This window comes from Bacillus solitudinis, from assembly GCF_002797395.1.
GTDB classification, from domain to species: domain Bacteria; phylum Bacillota; class Bacilli; order Bacillales; family Bacillaceae_D; genus Halalkalibacter_A; species Halalkalibacter_A solitudinis.
In genome coordinates, this window is record NZ_KZ454943.1 from 1,414,563 (window position 1) to 1,429,749 (window position 15,187).

The 15,187-nt window shown below is 41.3% G+C and carries 15 protein-coding genes; 1 reads left to right on the forward strand and 14 read right to left on the reverse strand.

From position 1 onward, the window contains the following. Positions 1-4: 4 nt before the first annotated feature. Genes hisA through CEF19_RS06925 form a run of 6 tightly spaced genes read right to left on the reverse strand, consistent with a single transcriptional unit; the run spans position 5 to position 5,057 of the window. Positions 5-739, reverse strand: coding sequence for a 1-(5-phosphoribosyl)-5-[(5-phosphoribosylamino)methylideneamino]imidazole-4-carboxamide isomerase (gene hisA / locus CEF19_RS06900; RefSeq protein WP_100405413.1), 735 nt, complete (start codon positions 737-739; stop codon positions 5-7). After that, entirely contained in the window at positions 732-1,376 is a 645-nt protein-coding gene (hisH, locus tag CEF19_RS06905) for an imidazole glycerol phosphate synthase subunit HisH (RefSeq protein ID WP_100405414.1), read from the reverse strand. Before hisH ends, hisA begins: the two co-directional genes overlap by 8 nt. Continuing rightward, entirely contained in the window at positions 1,377-1,967 is a 591-nt protein-coding gene (hisB, locus tag CEF19_RS06910) for an imidazoleglycerol-phosphate dehydratase HisB (protein WP_100405415.1), read from the reverse strand. After that, positions 1,968-3,239, reverse strand: coding sequence for a histidinol dehydrogenase (hisD, locus tag CEF19_RS06915; RefSeq protein ID WP_100405416.1), 1,272 nt, complete (start codon positions 3,237-3,239; stop codon positions 1,968-1,970). Continuing rightward, positions 3,239-3,874, reverse strand: a complete 636-nt coding sequence (gene hisG / locus CEF19_RS06920) for an ATP phosphoribosyltransferase (RefSeq protein ID WP_100405417.1) — start codon at positions 3,872-3,874, stop codon at positions 3,239-3,241. Before hisG ends, hisD begins: the two co-directional genes overlap by 1 nt. Continuing rightward, the gene (locus CEF19_RS06925; RefSeq protein WP_100405418.1) at positions 3,867-5,057 is read right to left on the reverse strand and encodes an ATP phosphoribosyltransferase regulatory subunit; all 1,191 of its coding nucleotides are present in this window, start codon (positions 5,055-5,057) and stop codon (positions 3,867-3,869) included. The genes hisG and CEF19_RS06925 overlap by 8 nt, the downstream gene beginning before the upstream one ends. Before the next feature lie 1,073 nt (positions 5,058-6,130). Between CEF19_RS06925 and CEF19_RS24205 the strand changes: the two genes are divergently transcribed. After that, positions 6,131-6,835 carry a methyl-accepting chemotaxis protein gene (locus tag CEF19_RS24205; protein ID WP_406565379.1) on the forward strand — a complete coding sequence of 235 codons (705 nt, stop codon included), beginning with the start codon at positions 6,131-6,133 and terminating at the stop codon, positions 6,833-6,835. Positions 6,836-6,893: 58 nt separating this feature from the next. Here CEF19_RS24205 and CEF19_RS06935 read toward each other — a convergent pair whose 3' ends face one another. From CEF19_RS06935 to uvrA, 8 genes are all read right to left on the reverse strand, one after another. Next, positions 6,894-7,388 (reverse strand): acyltransferase, encoded by a 495-nt coding sequence (locus CEF19_RS06935; RefSeq protein WP_100405420.1) that lies wholly within the window; start codon positions 7,386-7,388, stop codon positions 6,894-6,896. After that, the gene (ppaX, locus tag CEF19_RS06940) at positions 7,385-8,032 is read right to left on the reverse strand and encodes a pyrophosphatase PpaX (protein WP_100405421.1); all 648 of its coding nucleotides are present in this window, start codon (positions 8,030-8,032) and stop codon (positions 7,385-7,387) included. Before ppaX ends, CEF19_RS06935 begins: the two co-directional genes overlap by 4 nt. A 142-nt stretch (positions 8,033-8,174) precedes the next feature. Continuing rightward, positions 8,175-9,047, reverse strand: a complete 873-nt coding sequence (gene lgt / locus CEF19_RS06945; RefSeq protein ID WP_100405422.1) for a prolipoprotein diacylglyceryl transferase — start codon at positions 9,045-9,047, stop codon at positions 8,175-8,177. A 41-nt stretch (positions 9,048-9,088) separates the two neighbouring features. After that, the gene (gene hprK / locus CEF19_RS06950; RefSeq protein ID WP_100405423.1) at positions 9,089-10,027 is read right to left on the reverse strand and encodes an HPr(Ser) kinase/phosphatase; all 939 of its coding nucleotides are present in this window, start codon (positions 10,025-10,027) and stop codon (positions 9,089-9,091) included. A 403-nt stretch (positions 10,028-10,430) separates the two neighbouring features. After that, complete coding sequence (locus tag CEF19_RS06955) at positions 10,431-10,775, reverse strand: phage holin family protein (protein ID WP_100405424.1); 345 nt, start codon at positions 10,773-10,775, stop codon at positions 10,431-10,433. After that, a complete protein-coding gene (locus CEF19_RS06960) occupies positions 10,775-10,975 on the reverse strand; it encodes a PspC domain-containing protein (RefSeq protein WP_100405425.1) in 201 nt (66 codons plus the stop codon). Before CEF19_RS06960 ends, CEF19_RS06955 begins: the two co-directional genes overlap by 1 nt. A 15-nt stretch (positions 10,976-10,990) precedes the next feature. Continuing rightward, complete coding sequence (locus CEF19_RS06965; RefSeq protein WP_100405426.1) at positions 10,991-12,079, reverse strand: DUF4097 family beta strand repeat-containing protein; 1,089 nt, start codon at positions 12,077-12,079, stop codon at positions 10,991-10,993. Between the two features lie 233 nt (positions 12,080-12,312). Further along, positions 12,313-15,186: an excinuclease ABC subunit UvrA gene (gene uvrA, locus CEF19_RS06970; RefSeq protein ID WP_100405427.1), complete on the reverse strand. Its 2,874-nt coding sequence runs from the start codon at positions 15,184-15,186 to the stop codon at positions 12,313-12,315. Position 15,187: the final 1 nt, after the last annotated feature.

A 15,187-nucleotide genomic window follows, 5' to 3' on the forward strand; every position in this document is an offset into this window, starting at 1 on the left:
CGGATTAGTTTCCCCCTTGTAATGCCTCTTTCAATGTAAATTTATTTGTATAAAGAGCTTTACCTACAATCGCACCACCAACACCTTTTGATGTATTTGCACGAAGTTCCATTAAGTCTGCTAGTGAACTAACTCCACCCGAGGCAATGACTTCTTTGCCCGTTGCTACCGCTAGGCTTGTGATCGCCTCAGTATTTGGACCTGAGAGCATCCCATCACGAGAAATATCAGTAAATATAAACACCTCTGCCCCGAAACGAGCAAGCTCCTTTGCAAGATCCTCTGTCTTTACAGAAGATGTCTCAAGCCAGCCTTCTGTTGCTACATACCCATCACGTGCATCTAAGCCAATAACGATTCGGTCTCCACCGTATTTTGCAAGCATTTTCTTGGTGAAATCAGGCTGGTTAACAGCAACACTGCCAAGAATAACTCGATCCACACCAGCCTCTAAATAAAAGGCAATATCCTCAGCTGTTCGAATTCCTCCACCAACTTGTACCTTCGCATCAAGCTCTTTCGCTACACGAAGAACATGCTCATGGTTAACGAGTTTTTTAGCCTTCGCCCCGTCCAAATCGACCATATGGATCCACTCTGCACCTGTGCTAGCAAATGTTTTTGCCATCTCAAAAGGAGAATCCCCATAAACCGTTTCTTGGTCATAGTCACCTTGGACAAGACGAACACAGTTTCCATCACGCATATCAATTGCTGGATAAATGATAAAATTACTCACGTTCAGCCACCTCTTTTTCTACCAATTCCCCAAATTTTTTCAAAATGCTCATCCCAACCGTACTGCTTTTTTCCGGATGGAATTGCGTGCCCATAACATAGCCACGACCAACAACAGCTGGAACGCGTACATCATAATCACTTGTTGCTAACAGGACCGATTCATCGTCTGTATTGACGACATAAGAATGGACAAAATATACATGACCCTCTTCAACACCTTCCAAAAGAGGGTGCTCATTATTCGTAAATGAAAGCTTATTCCAGCCCATATGTGGAACCTTATACGTCTCTCCAGATTCCGTCTTCCCAGAAAAACGTTCGATCCGACCAGGAAGCAAGCAAATTCCTTTTGTTTTTCCATGCTCGTCACTTTCCTCAAATAAAAGCTGCATGCCAAGACAAATACCTAGCAATGGCTTACGAGCAAATGCCCAGTCCTGGATAAACGCAGCAAGCCCAGTCTCGTTCAAAATGTCCATTGCATCAGGAAATGCCCCCACACCCGGTAAAATTAATCCGTCCATTTCAGCTAATTCTTCAATGCTATCTGTTAACACATAGTCAAGACCCAGGCGCTCCAATGCCTTACTAACACTGTGTAAATTACCCATTCCATAGTCGACGATCCCTATCATTTACAACATTCCTTTCGTTGAAGGTACACCTTTCACACGTGCATCAATCGTTGTGGCTTCATCAAGCGCTCTCGCTAATGCTTTAAACACCGCTTCAATCATATGATGCGTGTTATGACCGTAATGAACAATCACATGAAGATTCATGCGTGCTTCAAGCGCAAGCTTCCATAGAAATTCATGGACAAGCTCTGTATCAAATGTACCGACTTTCTGACTTGGAAATTCCGCACGAAATTCGAGATGGGGTCGGTTGCTTAAATCAACCACAACTTGCGCTAGCGTCTCATCCATTGGCACAAATGCGTTGCCGTAACGCTTAATCCCTTTTTTATTGCCAAGTGCTTCTTTAAGCACATGACCAAGGCAGATACCAATATCTTCGGTCGTGTGGTGATCATCGACTTCTATATCACCACTCGCATCAATCGTTAAATCAAAGTGACCATGCTTGGTAAATAAGTCAAGCATATGATCCATAAACGGAACGCCTGTTTTCAGATCAGACTGTCCTTCTCCATCGATATGAAAATCCAATTTAATTTGCGTTTCTCCAGTGTTGCGCTCAATTGCAGCACGGCGTTGTTCCATTTACTTTTCCTCCATTCGAATATCGATTGCACGAGCATGGGCCTCTAAGCCTTCAAGACGGGCAAGCGCAGAAATTTGTTTTCCATTTGCAAGTAACGCTTCTTTACTATAAGAGATAATGCTTGATTTCTTTGTGAAGTCATCGACATTTAGCGGACTTGAAAAACGAGCCGTTCCATTTGTCGGTAGAACGTGATTAGGTCCAGCAAAATAATCGCCGACAGGCTCCGAGCTATATTCGCCAAGGAAAATTGCTCCAGCATGGCGAATTTTCCCAACAAGCTTCATCGGATCTTCTGTTAAAATTTCTAAATGCTCAGGAGCTAACTCATTTACAACATCAATCGCTTCTACCATATCCTGCGCTACGTAAATGGTGCCGTAATCTTCAATTGATTTTGAAGCAATCTCCCGCTTTGGCAAAGTAGCTAATTGTTCTGCGACTTCTGCTGCGACAAATTCGGCTAACTCTTTTGACGGGGTCACAAGCACAGCCGAAGCCATTTCATCATGCTCAGCCTGAGAAAGTAAATCAGCAGCAATATAGCGTGGATTTGCTTTTTCATCAGCTAAGACAACAATCTCACTTGGTCCAGCAATCATATCAATGTCAACTTGACCGAAAACGGCACGCTTTGCGAGCGCGACATAGATATTTCCTGGTCCTGTAATTTTATCAACATTCGGTACGCTTTCTGTCCCATAAGCAAGCGCAGCAACAGCTTGAGCTCCACCTAACTTAAAAATTCGGTCTACGCCCAGTTCATTGGCAGTCACTAACACACCTGAAGGTAAAGTTCCGTCAGCTTGTGGAGGCGAGACCATGATGATTTCTCCGACACCCGCAACCTGTGCGGGAATAACATTCATCATAATCGAAGAAGGATACGCCGCTTTTCCACCTGGTACATACACACCAACTGAATCAAGGGGCGTAATCTTTTGACCGAGGACGGTTCCATCTTCTTTTGTAGTCATCCACGACTGGCGCGTTTGACGTTCATGAAAATCGCGTATGTTTTCAATCGCTTGACGCAGAGCTGCTAAAATCGGCTCATCGATATCGTCATATGCTTCCTTGAGCTCCTTCTCGGAAACTTCTAACGTCGTCAAATCAGCTCCATCAAACGTCTTAGTTAAGGTAAATAGCGCTTGATCACCTTGCTCTCTGACTTGGGCAATAATATTCGTGACGGCATCACGTTGCATTTCCGTTCCGGCATCTAACGCACGCTTAATGCTGACATTTTTATCTACCGCTACGATTCTCATTACTCATCCCCCTCAATCACTTTTGACAAGCGTTCCACCATTTCATCGATGCGGTCATCCTTCATTCGGTAACTAACAGGGTTAACAATGAGACGCGAGGTAATTGGCACAATTGTCTCCATTTCAACCAGTCCATTCTCCTTTAACGTCCTACCTGTCGAGACAATATCAACGATTCGATCAGCAAGTCCAATTAACGGGGCAAGCTCAATGGATCCATTAAGTTTAATAATTTCCACCTGTTCTCCTTGCTCCTTAAAATACTGAGTCGCTAAATTCGGGTATTTTGAGGCAACTTTCGGATTAATATCCTTTTTCTCGTAGCCAGGAAGCCCGGCAACAGCGAGATAGCACTCACTAATTTTCAAATCTAGCACTTCATAGACATCACGCTCTTCTTCAATCATTGTATCTTTACCCGCTACACCAACATCAGCAACACCATGCTCAACATATGTCGGCACATCCATTGGTTTCGCCAAAATAAAACGCATATTTTCCTCAGGTACATCAACAATTAGCTTCCGAGAATCATCAAATTCAGCAGGAAGATTGTAGCCACATTTGCGGAGCAGCTCAACCGCTTCTTCAAAAATTCGTCCCTTTGGCATCGCCACAGTTAATACATCACTCATGTGACTCGCCTCCCTTCTTCGACTTGCCTATGCAATAGACTACGTCTGAATATTGCTCTGACATTCGGTCCACATCCGTAATTCCAGCTAAATCCTGAAGTACCACCACATCGCCGTTTCCGCGCTTTTCTGTCGCAAGGGCGATAGCCTCGCTGCGATGGTCCTTACTAAAGATAATGCAAGTTCTAAGAGGGGCTTCTGCCGTTTTGCCAATTGCTTCAACTAATAAATCTAAACGCACACCGAAACCAGTCGCTTGCGCAGGTCGATTGAATTTCTCAAGTAACTCATCATATCGTCCCCCACTGCAAAGCGGCACGCCAAGATGCGCTCCATACCCCTCGAACACAGTTCCCGTATAATAACTCATATGAAGAACAAGGTTCAAATCAAATTTCACATACTTGTCAATGCCATAGCTTTCTAACACATCCCAAAGCTGATGTAACTCTGATAACGCTATGTCTCCTTGTTCTGTCTTAACAAGATCAGCCGCTTGTAATAAAGAGTCCTTACCTCCACGGAGCTTTAATAATCCAAGTAAGCGCCCTTTATCAATTGAAGATAACGTTAAGCTCTTTACATGCTCGCGGAAACCAACGTAGTTCTTTTCATATAAAAAGCGGCGAAGAACATCTGCACGTTCCGCGTTGCCGACAACGTCTAATAACAATGCATTTACATAGCCAACATGGCCAATCGCAATTTTAAAGTTTTCTAATCCAGCTCGTTTTAATGAAGCAACCATAAGAGCAATAACTTCTCCATCCGCGCTAACGGTTCCATCGCCTATTAATTCAATGCCAACTTGTTCAAACTCGGCTGGCTTGCCACCTTCATGCTGCTGAGCACGGTACACCTGAGATTGATACGCTAGACGAATCGGGTACTCTGCTCCCTTTAAACTAGAAGCAACTAGTCGGGCAATAGGTGCTGTCATATCAGGACGAAGCACAAGAGTGTTCCCTTGTTGATCCAATAATTTAAAAAGCTGTTGATCTAAAATCGCAGAAGCGACACCAACCGTGTCGTAATATTCTAATGTCGGGGTTTCAATCGTTTGATAGCCCCAGCCTTCCATTTCAGCCTCTAGCTGATGACGAATTTGTCTTTTTGTTTCATATACTTCTGGAAGAGTGTCCCTCATTCCAATTGGCTTTTCAAACATAAATGGTTTAGTCATCTCTACACCTCTATTTTCATTTCAAATAATTATTATTTCATACTTTCTATAATTAAATTGCTTTAGTTCGCTAATATACTACCAAGATAAAGTGCTCTTTTTAGTTTACACCTTATTCCTATTTTTCGTCAATAAGTTAGATTGGTTTTTTCTGCATTTGGATCGCTAACCAACTTGAGTCGTTGCACCATTTGACTAAGTGTTTATTCCCCCCTTTATAATGGAAGAATTCGACAAAATCTTTGTTTTTTCAAAAATAACAATTGCTGAATCTTTTGTCATAAGATAAACTTCTTACATAGGCATGAAAGCGCTTAAACAGATAAGGGGGAATCAACTTGAATCACACTGTAGATAAGGAAATTGTGCACTCAAAAAATAAATATATGTTTATTTTTTTACTCGTAAATACTCTTATCGGACTATCGACTTATTTCATTGTAGGCGGGGAATTATTTCTAAGTGTTATCAATCTTGTTTTAACATCAACTATAGGTTATTTACACTTAAAAAAAAAGGCCACGTTTATCATTCCTTATGTCACACTCATTAGTTTAATTTTATTCTTCTCTCTAATTGTCCATACAACCGAGGGAATGGACATGTCAGGTTTTTATTTCTTTTTATTAGTTTTATCAGCGTTTTACTTAAGTAGTAGACTCTTTTATCTTGGTACGATTTTAACGACGCTTTCTTATGGTATTTATGCAGTTAACAATAATCTCGACTTCAACGCTCTCTTTGGCTTCGGTATTTTATATGTACTCATTTTACTTATTCTATCGCTAACCGTTTCAATTGCCAGAAAAAGTGATCTGAGAATTCAAGACATTCAGCAACAGCTCATGGCAAAGCTAAACAGCGAACAAGAAGTAAAAGAAGAATTAGCAAAAAATACACAGACACTTGTAAGTCAGCTTGGCATTATCCAACAGCAATCTTCAGAAAATACACTTTCATTTGATCAAATGAATAATGCTATAAAAGAGGTTGCTACGGGGACGAACATCCAATCTCAGACTTCAGGTGAAATTCTCGATGTTGTTTCCCGAACAAATAAACAAGTTCAGGCTATGTTAGTTAAATTAGACGAACTTCGTAAGTATTCACAAGTAACCGATGAAAATTCTAATGTCGGAATTGAGCAAGTAAATATTCTAGAGAATCAAGTTCTGCAGTTTCAAACGCTTATCCAAGAAATGTCGACTGATATGAAGAGTTTAAGTGAAATGATTAGTCAATCGATGGTTTCATTAGAATCAATTCAACAAATTACTTCCCAAACAAATTTACTTGCGTTAAACGCTTCAATTGAAGCAGCACGTGCTGGTGAAAGTGGACGAGGCTTCTCTGTTGTCGCCTCTGAAATACGTAAACTTGCAGAGACGACCGAAGAAACCGCAAAAACGATTTCGGTTAACCTTGCCAATATTGAAAAAAGCAACTTACTCACCCAAACTCAAATGACAACGATTGCTACTGAAATGAATACAAATATTGAAACAACACAAAAAACAAAAACAGCCTTCGGTCATATCGACAAAGCCATTGAATCATTGATGAGTGAGTTTCAATCGTTTGCCAATATTGCCAAGCAGGTCGGTTCTGATACGAATGAAATTGAAACAGCCGTAACCGAATTTGCAAGCATCATTGAACAGTCTACCGCTTCTTTGCAGGAGATATCTGGAAGTGTCCAGCAGCAGACAGAAAGCAATACCCAATTAAGTTCAGCTATCAAAAAAACCTATGAAGCTGTAGAAAACATTTCAAAATAACCCAATTCACATGCTAAAAGGCCGGTATGAACTGTCATATCGGCCTTTTTATATCATCTTATATAGTAGCTTGTTCACGAATCACCTGCATCGGATTTCCACCAACAAACGATCCAGCAGCAACATCCCGATTTACAAGTGTTCCTGCTGAGATTATTGCGTTATCTCCTATCGTTACTCCAGGTAAAATCGTTGTATTTGCGCCAATCATCACTTCATCGCCAATGATGACATCACCTAAACGATATTCTTTAATTAAATATTCATGTGCTAAAATCGTTGTATTGTAGCCAATAATCGTATTACGGCCAATCGAAATTCGTTCTGGGAACATCACATCTAGCATGACCATTAGCGCAACGGCCGTTTCATCGCCAACCTTCATTCGTAAAAATCTCCGATACAACCAGTTCTTCATCTGCAGAAAGGGCATGTACCTTGAGATTTGAATAACGGCGAAGTTTTTGACAACCTTCGCAAACGGAACCGTTCGATAAATATGCCAGAGTGAATTTGCTGACTTTACCGGATAACGCTCCGTTTTTCGACTCATTGTGCTGGAGCTCCCACGATAGTAAGTAAATCCTTCATTGAATCTAAAATAAAGTCAGGTTCGTATAACTTAACGACCTCGCGACCTTTAATTGACCAACCGACAACCGCCGTAGGTACACCGGTATTTTTTCCAGCAAGAATATCATGTGGTGTATCGCCGACCATCATTGCTGTTTCCTTCGTTGAACCGAGGGCCTTTAGTGCCTTTTCGAGCGGCTCAGGGTCTGGTTTAACCTTTTCAACATCATCAAAACCGACAATAACATCAAAGAATTGAGCAAGATTGGTTAACTCTAGCCCCATCTTTGCTGTCTTTCTAATTTTCGTTGTAACAATCCCAAGCTTAAATCCTTGCTTATGCAGTTCTTCGATTGTCTCATAGACTCCCTCATACTCTTTAACAAGCAAGTCGTGATTTAAATGATTATGGGTGCGATAGGTTTGAATCATTTCCTCAGCACGACTCTTATCCATACTTTCAAATGTCGTCGTCAGTGGCGGACCAATAAAATCAATAACCCTCTCACGTGTGTACTTACCAGGATAATACTCCTCAAGTGTATGTAAGAACGAAGCAATAATTAAATCATTCGTATTAATTAACGTCCCGTCCAAATCAAATAAAATTGTATCAATACTCATAGGTGGCTTCCTTTCCCTTAACACTTGTTTTTTTATACATCTGCAAATCTGGGTTATTATAACCCAGCAACACCAGCACCGAATTAGGCAGCCAAGCAGTACTACACTTCATCTGGACATTTCGATGATTAGTAAGTGCTGACTACTTTTTCTTCTTCTTCGTTTTCGTTGTTTCCTTTGTTGTTACAGGTTCCTTCTTTTTAGGCATTTCATCAAAATACCTCGGCGTCAAAGGGTCTTTTCGTCTATAAACCCAAAGGATAATTGCACCGATAACAAGAACAATTGACATAACTTGAGCCGTCTTTAAGACTCCGCCAATTAATAAATAATCTAGTCGCATGCCTTCAATGACGAAGCGACCAACAGAATACCAAATAACATAACTCATGAAAATTTCGCCCTGTTTTAAGTTGAGCCTTCTTAAATAAAGGAGCAAGGCTACACCAACAAGATTCCATAACGACTCATATAAGAAAGTGGGGTGGTAGTACGTGCCGTTGATGTACATTTGATTAATTATAAATTCTGGTAAGAATAGTCCTTCTAGAAATTCTCTTGTCACAGGACCCCCGTACACCTCTTGGTTCATAAAGTTTCCCCAACGACCAATCGCCTGACCTAGTAAAATACTTGGTGCCGCGACATCAACTAATTGCCAAAAAGAAATATTACGTTTTTTCGCAAAGAAATAAGCCGTCAATACTGAACCAATTAATGCACCATGGATCGCAATGCCGCCTTCCCAAATAAAGAAGACTCGAATCGGATCGGCTGCAAATTGGTCCCATCGGAAAATAACATAATAAATTCTAGCTGAAATAATCGCTATCGGAATAGCAAACAAAAGCAGGTCAGCAAAAGTTTCTTTTGGCATCCCTCGTTTAACTGATTCTCTTGATGCTAGCAAATAACCGAGAAACACCCCGAGACCAATGATTACGCCATACCAATAAATTGTAAATGGCCCGACTTCAAGAAACACTCGGTTGAATGGTTCAAACGTTTCCTCCACCACATCTCCACCTCATTCTTCTATTCTATTCTCTCGAAATTTTACTGGAACTCGTCCGTATCTGAGTTGCTAATAACCCCTGTTAACCGTTCGGAAAACTCCTGTGCTGCATTATAACCAAGTCGTTTCAAACGGAAATTCATCGCAGCAACTTCAATAATAACAGCAAGATTTCGACCAGGTCGAACAGGTACCGTTAATTTCGTAATTTCAGCATCTAAGATTTTCATTTTTTCTTCCTCTAATCCTAAACGATCATACGCTTTCTTTTGATCCCATAGCTCCAAGTTAATACAGAGCGCAATCCGTTTAAACGGACGGACGGCACCTGCACCAAATAACGTCATCACGTTAATAATTCCTAACCCACGAATTTCTAGTAAATGCTGAATCAGATCAGGAGAACGACCAACAAGGGTATCCTCGCTCTCTTGACGAATTTCAACAGAGTCATCAGCAACCAAGCGGTGGCCACGTCTAACAAGATCCAATGCAGTTTCACTTTTACCGACTCCACTATTTCCTGTAATTAAGACACCAATTCCATATATATCAACGAGCACTCCATGAACGGCTGTCATTGGCGCTAATTGACTTTCAAGAAAATTCGTTAGTCTACTACTTAAGCGCGTCGTTGTAAAGTTTGAACGCATTAATGGTACACCATGTGCCTCGGCCGCATCTCTTAATTCCTTTGGGGCATCAAGTCCACGAGACAAGATAATTCCTGGTGTATCATACGTACATAGCTTAAGCATCCGTTCTTCTTTTTCATGTTCACTTAATTGTTCATAGAAAGAAAGCTCTGTTCGACCAATGAGTTGGAGACGCTTTGCCGGATAATATGTAAAAAAGCCTGCCATTTCAATCCCTGGTCTCGAAATATCACTCGTTGTAATCGGACGATAAATCCCTTCTTCACCTGCAATCAGTTCAAATTGAAACTTCTCTAGTAAGTCGTTAGCTGTTATCTTACCCATTCTTTATCCCACCTTCGGAAAACATCTTCTGTCTTATGATATCGTGTACGCTCTCCATTTTATCATGTTTTGACACAGAACATTTCATACGTGCCTAAAATTCTTTTTATTTAAACAAATCCACAGTTTTTTTATGCTACTTTTGATAAAACTACTTGTACACTAAAGAAGTGTTACTAGGATAACAGCGCTTGCCCATGTACTAAAATAATCGAAACCGATGTAAGAGACGGACATTTATCAAACGAGCAACGAGGATGCGTAAGCCTTCAAAGAGGAGAGACTACCCTCCACTAGCGCACGGCAAAGGCCTGTCTCTCCTCTCTCCTCAGGCGAAGGGTATTTTTCCTTTTAAGATAAAAAAGAAGCGATAAAAGGTAACCACCCCTTTCACCACTCCCCCTTACCTTTTTCTAATTGGTTTAATAACAAATGATTGCACAATGGCAATCAAAATTGATGCAAGCAACGCCATCCCAAAACCATCGATGACAAAAGCATCGCCCATAACAGTTGCTGTAATCGATAAAGTTAGCGCACTAATTACAAATAAAAACAACCCTAACGTTAAAATCGTAATCGGAAGCGTCAGTACAACTAAAACCGGTCGTACAATCGTATTTACAAGCGATAACAAAAGACTGGCAATGACAGCCGCTCCAAATCCAGAAAGGTAAAAGCCCTCGAAGACAGCAGCAATGAGGAGAAGGAAAGCTGCGTTAATCAGCCACCCTATCAACCATCTCATCAAATCACATCCTCTTTATTCGGAATAACGAATGCGGCAATAATATACGCGATCAAGACAGGAAATCCGACTGAAAAGATAAACAAGATAACCATCAAAATTCGAACAATTGTCGCATCAATATTAAAGTATTCCGCCAACCCTCCACAAATGCCTGCGAGTTTCCGATCGTCTTGGGTTCGATAGAGTCTTTTTTTCATTGAGCTTCACCCTCCTTATAAATCTTTAACTATAATTGACCCAGTATTCGTGACTGCGTTCACTTTTATCGTCGTAGTTTGTTGCTTATTTCCAACAAACGTTAAGCCTTTCACTGCAAATTCCTTTTTCTCTTCTAGGATTTCATATTCATTTAATCCAACGGTAAACCCACCTACGTTCGTCTTTAACTTTCCTTCCACCCGGAAGTCCTTCGGAAGGTGTAAATGAATGCTTCCCGTGGTTGCCTTTAAATCAGCATAGCCTGCTTCCTTCAAAGAATGCAGCTCATACGTAATCGTTCCGTTAACCGTTTCGGCATCAGCATCTTGCACTTGACCAATGAGAGTAATACCACCATTAATCGTTTTCGCATCGATTAAGTGAGCATCAAGCTGCTTTAAGTCAATCGCACCGTTTACCGTTTCGGCAATAATTTTCTTCGCCGTTACGGCCTCAAACGAAAGTCCTCCATTTAGAGTGTTTGCATCCAACGTATCTACATGCATCTGATTCCCCTTTATTTGTCCATTAAACGTATACAGCTTGATAAAATCAAAGCTCGTCTTTGGAACATAAAGAGTCGTAATCGTCTTCATCGATTTCACCTTCGTTTGAAAAGTTAACCGCTCCTCGCTAACTTCAAATGAGGATTCTTGAAGAAAGACTCGCCGAGCTTCATCGCTATCCTTCACACGGTAAACCTTCGCCTGACATTCCACACGCACATCTTTTTCATCCCAAGGGATAATCATAATCGATCCATTTTCAAGTGATACATTTAATGATTTGGGTGATACATCCTTATGTTGAAAAATATGATTAATTTCAATCGATGAACCGAAATTAAAATCTAAATCAAACTCTTTAATTTTCTGAAAAGCACTTTCAAGGAAACTCGTAAACTTACTTGTTGAAGACGCAGACTGACTATGTTGCTGTTTATATCTCTCGCCCTCCGACCAGTCTACTTGAGATGACACAGCTGTTGACGGCTCATCAGACGTTTTCTTATGTCCTTCCAAAGCTTCTAAAAGTTTAAGACCTTCTTCTGCCGAGATTTTTCCATCTTCAATCATCTTTAAAATCATTTTACGTTCTTCCATAATGGCGCCATCCCCTATCAAATTATACTCACTCTCTGTGATACGTAGATCGCAGGTAAAATGTTTCAACTATTTAACGGCATTTTAAATTTCTTGCAGAAAGAGGTTAACGACCACAGGCACCATGAATATAAAAACCGACCAGGTAACCATGATGTGTAACCCCTAAAAAAAGAGACTCCCCAAGCAAGGGGTTCGCCTCTCCTCTCACTCCCATCGGATTGGTTCAAAATCTAATTATTTTGTAATTCTTTCTCCCGAATCTGTACATCCATCCGCTCACGATCGCGCTTAAGAATCGGCTTCAAATAATACCCCGTATGGGACGCAGCCACCTCAGCAACCTCCTCAGGAGTACCTTCCGCAATAATTTGACCACCCTTATCGCCACCTTCAGGACCAAGATCAATAATATAATCAACCGTCTTAATCACATCTAGATTATGCTCAATAACCATCACGGTATCACCATTATCCACCAATCGTTGAAGGACATGAAGAAGACGATCAATATCATCAACATGAAGACCTGTCGTTGGCTCATCCAGAATATATAACGTTCGTCCTGTCGCCCGCTTATGCAGCTGCGAAGCTAGCTTAACTCGCTGCGCTTCCCCACCTGATAATGTGGTCGCCGGCTGACCAAGACGGATATAGCCAAGCCCTACATCAACAAGGGTTTGGACTTTCCGATTAATTTTTGGGATATTCGCAAAAAACTCAACGCTTTCCTCCACCGTCATCTCAAGCACATCAGAAATCGTTTTTCCTTTGTACGTAATCTCTAACGTTTCACGATTGTAACGTTTTCCGTGACACACCTCACAAGGGACATATACATCAGGTAAGAAATGCATCTCAATTTTAATTATCCCATCCCCACGACAAGCCTCACAGCGACCACCTTTAACGTTAAAACTAAAGCGTCCCTTTTTATAGCCACGTACCTTCGCTTCATTTGTCATCGCAAAAACATCACGAATATCATCAAACACACCTGTATATGTCGCTGGATTTGATCGCGGCGTTCGGCCAATTGGTGATTGGTCAATATCGATAACTTTATCAATTTCTTCAATTCCAACAATTTCTTTATGCTTTCCTGGCTTTTCTTTGGCACGATGAAGCTTTTGTGCAAGAGATTTATAGACAATTCCATTAATTAGTGTGCTTTTCCCTGATCCTGACACACCCGTAACCGCCATGAATACACCTAGTGGGAATGTCACGCTCACATTCTTTAAGTTGTTTTCTGACGCATTCTTCACCGTGAAACTACGCCCGTTCGATTGACGTCGCTCAGTGGGAATGGCAATAAATTTTTTCCCAACTAAATACTGTCCTGTTAAGGATTGTTCGTCGTTCATAATTTCCTCTGGAGTTCCTTGTGCGGTTATTTGTCCACCATGCACACCGGCACCTGGACCAATATCAATAATATAATCCGCTGCAAGCATCGTATCTTCATCATGCTCTACAACAATAAGTGTATTACCAAGATTTCGCATATGCACAAGCGTTTGAATTAAGCGGTCATTGTCACGTTGATGTAAGCCAATCGATGGTTCATCCAAAATATAGAGAACACCCATGAGCGACGAACCAATTTGGGTCGCTAAACGAATACGCTGCGCTTCCCCACCTGAAAGAGTTCCAGCCGCTCGACTTAATGCCAAATAATCCAAACCAACATTAATGAGAAAACCTAAACGATCATTAATTTCCTTTAAAATTAAGCGAGCAATCGCTTGCTCCTTCTCGGTTAAATCCAATTCGTTAAAAAACACCAGCGCATCTTTTACAGATAACGATGCGACTTCACCTAGATGGCGTCCCCCCACAAAAACTGCCAATGCTTCTCTTTTCAGACGATAGCCTTTACACTTCGGGCAATCCTTCTGAGTCATGTAGGTTTCCATCTGCTCACGAATATAATCCGAGCTCGTTTCATGATAACGTCGCGAAATATTTTTCACGACTCCTTCAAAGACAACTAGGTTTTCACGGACTTGTCCAAATTCATTTTCATAATGAAAGAATATTTGATCCGTTCCACTTCCATATAAAATTTTATTGAATAACTCCTCGGGTATCTGCTCTACTGGAACATCTAAGTCAATGCTATAATGCTCACAAACCGCTTCAAGTAATTGCGGATAGTATTGTGAGCTCGTCGGCTCCCATGCTGCGATCGCATGCTCGCGCAATGTTTTTGTTCTATCAGGAACAACAAGATCAAGATCTACCTCTAATTTCAAGCCTAGCCCATCACAAGATGGACAAGCACCAAAGGGACTGTTAAAAGAAAACATTCGCGGTTGAAGCTCTGGAATCGAAAAGCCACATTCCGGACATGCATGATGCTGACTAAATAAGAGCTCATCCTCACCCATAACATCCACAAGCACACGTCCGTCCGCTAAGCCGAGAGCCGTTTCGAGTGAATCAGCAATTCGTGTTTGCACTCCCTCTTTAATTACAATCCGATCGATGACAACCTCGATGCTGTGTTTCTTATTCTTTTCAAGCTCAATCTCTTCAGCTACTTCACGCATTTCACCATCAATACGCACACGAACAAAGCCTTGTTTCTTCATATCCTCGAGCACCTTCACATGTGTCCCTTTTCGTCCTGAAACGAGTGGTGCAAGGATTTGCATCTTTGTCCGTTCTGGGTAATCAAGGAGACGGTCGACCATTTGTTGAATCGTCTGTGATGAAATCTCGATGCCGTGCTTTGGACAAACAGGACGGCCAACCCGAGCATAAAAAAGACGCAAATAATCAAATATTTCCGTAACTGTCCCAACCGTTGAACGTGGGTTACGGCTTGTCGTTTTTTGATCAATTGAAATAGCAGGCGAAAGTCCTTCAATCGCATCAACATCAGGCTTATCCATTTGACCTAGAAATTGGCGAGCATACGCAGATAATGACTCAACATACCGGCGTTGGCCCTCTGCATATATCGTATCAAATGCAAGCGAAGATTTTCCTGACCCGGATAAGCCTGTTAATACAACAAGCTTATCTCTTGGAATTGTCACATCGATGTTTTTTAAGTTATGGGAGCGCGCCCCTTTGACGACGATATTTTCTAATGCCATT

Bases quoted from the DNA above. Each gene is read 5' to 3' on its own strand.
- ppaX (WP_100405421.1), bottom strand. From the start codon at position 8,032: ATGAGTATTGATACAATTTTATTTGATTTGGACGGGACGTTAATTAAT.
- hprK (WP_100405423.1), bottom strand. From the start codon at position 10,027: ATGGGTAAGATAACAGCTAACGACTTACTAGAGAAGTTTCAATTTGAA.
- CEF19_RS06955 (WP_100405424.1), bottom strand. From the start codon at position 10,775: ATGAGATGGTTGATAGGGTGGCTGATTAACGCAGCTTTCCTTCTCCTC.
- uvrA (WP_100405427.1), bottom strand. From the start codon at position 15,186: ATGGCATTAGAAAATATCGTCGTCAAAGGGGCGCGCTCCCATAACTTA.
- hisG (WP_100405417.1), bottom strand. From the start codon at position 3,874: ATGAGTGATGTATTAACTGTGGCGATGCCAAAGGGACGAATTTTTGAA.
- hisD (WP_100405416.1), bottom strand. From the start codon at position 3,239: ATGAGAATCGTAGCGGTAGATAAAAATGTCAGCATTAAGCGTGCGTTA.
- CEF19_RS24205 (WP_406565379.1), top strand. From the start codon at position 6,131: ATGTTAGTTAAATTAGACGAACTTCGTAAGTATTCACAAGTAACCGAT.
- CEF19_RS06960 (WP_100405425.1), bottom strand. From the start codon at position 10,975: ATGAAAAAAAGACTCTATCGAACCCAAGACGATCGGAAACTCGCAGGC.
- hisH (WP_100405414.1), bottom strand. From the start codon at position 1,376: ATGATAGGGATCGTCGACTATGGAATGGGTAATTTACACAGTGTTAGT.
- CEF19_RS06935 (WP_100405420.1), bottom strand. From the start codon at position 7,388: ATGAGTCGAAAAACGGAGCGTTATCCGGTAAAGTCAGCAAATTCACTC.
- CEF19_RS06965 (WP_100405426.1), bottom strand. From the start codon at position 12,079: ATGGAAGAACGTAAAATGATTTTAAAGATGATTGAAGATGGAAAAATC.
- CEF19_RS06925 (WP_100405418.1), bottom strand. From the start codon at position 5,057: ATGACTAAACCATTTATGTTTGAAAAGCCAATTGGAATGAGGGACACT.
- hisB (WP_100405415.1), bottom strand. From the start codon at position 1,967: ATGGAACAACGCCGTGCTGCAATTGAGCGCAACACTGGAGAAACGCAA.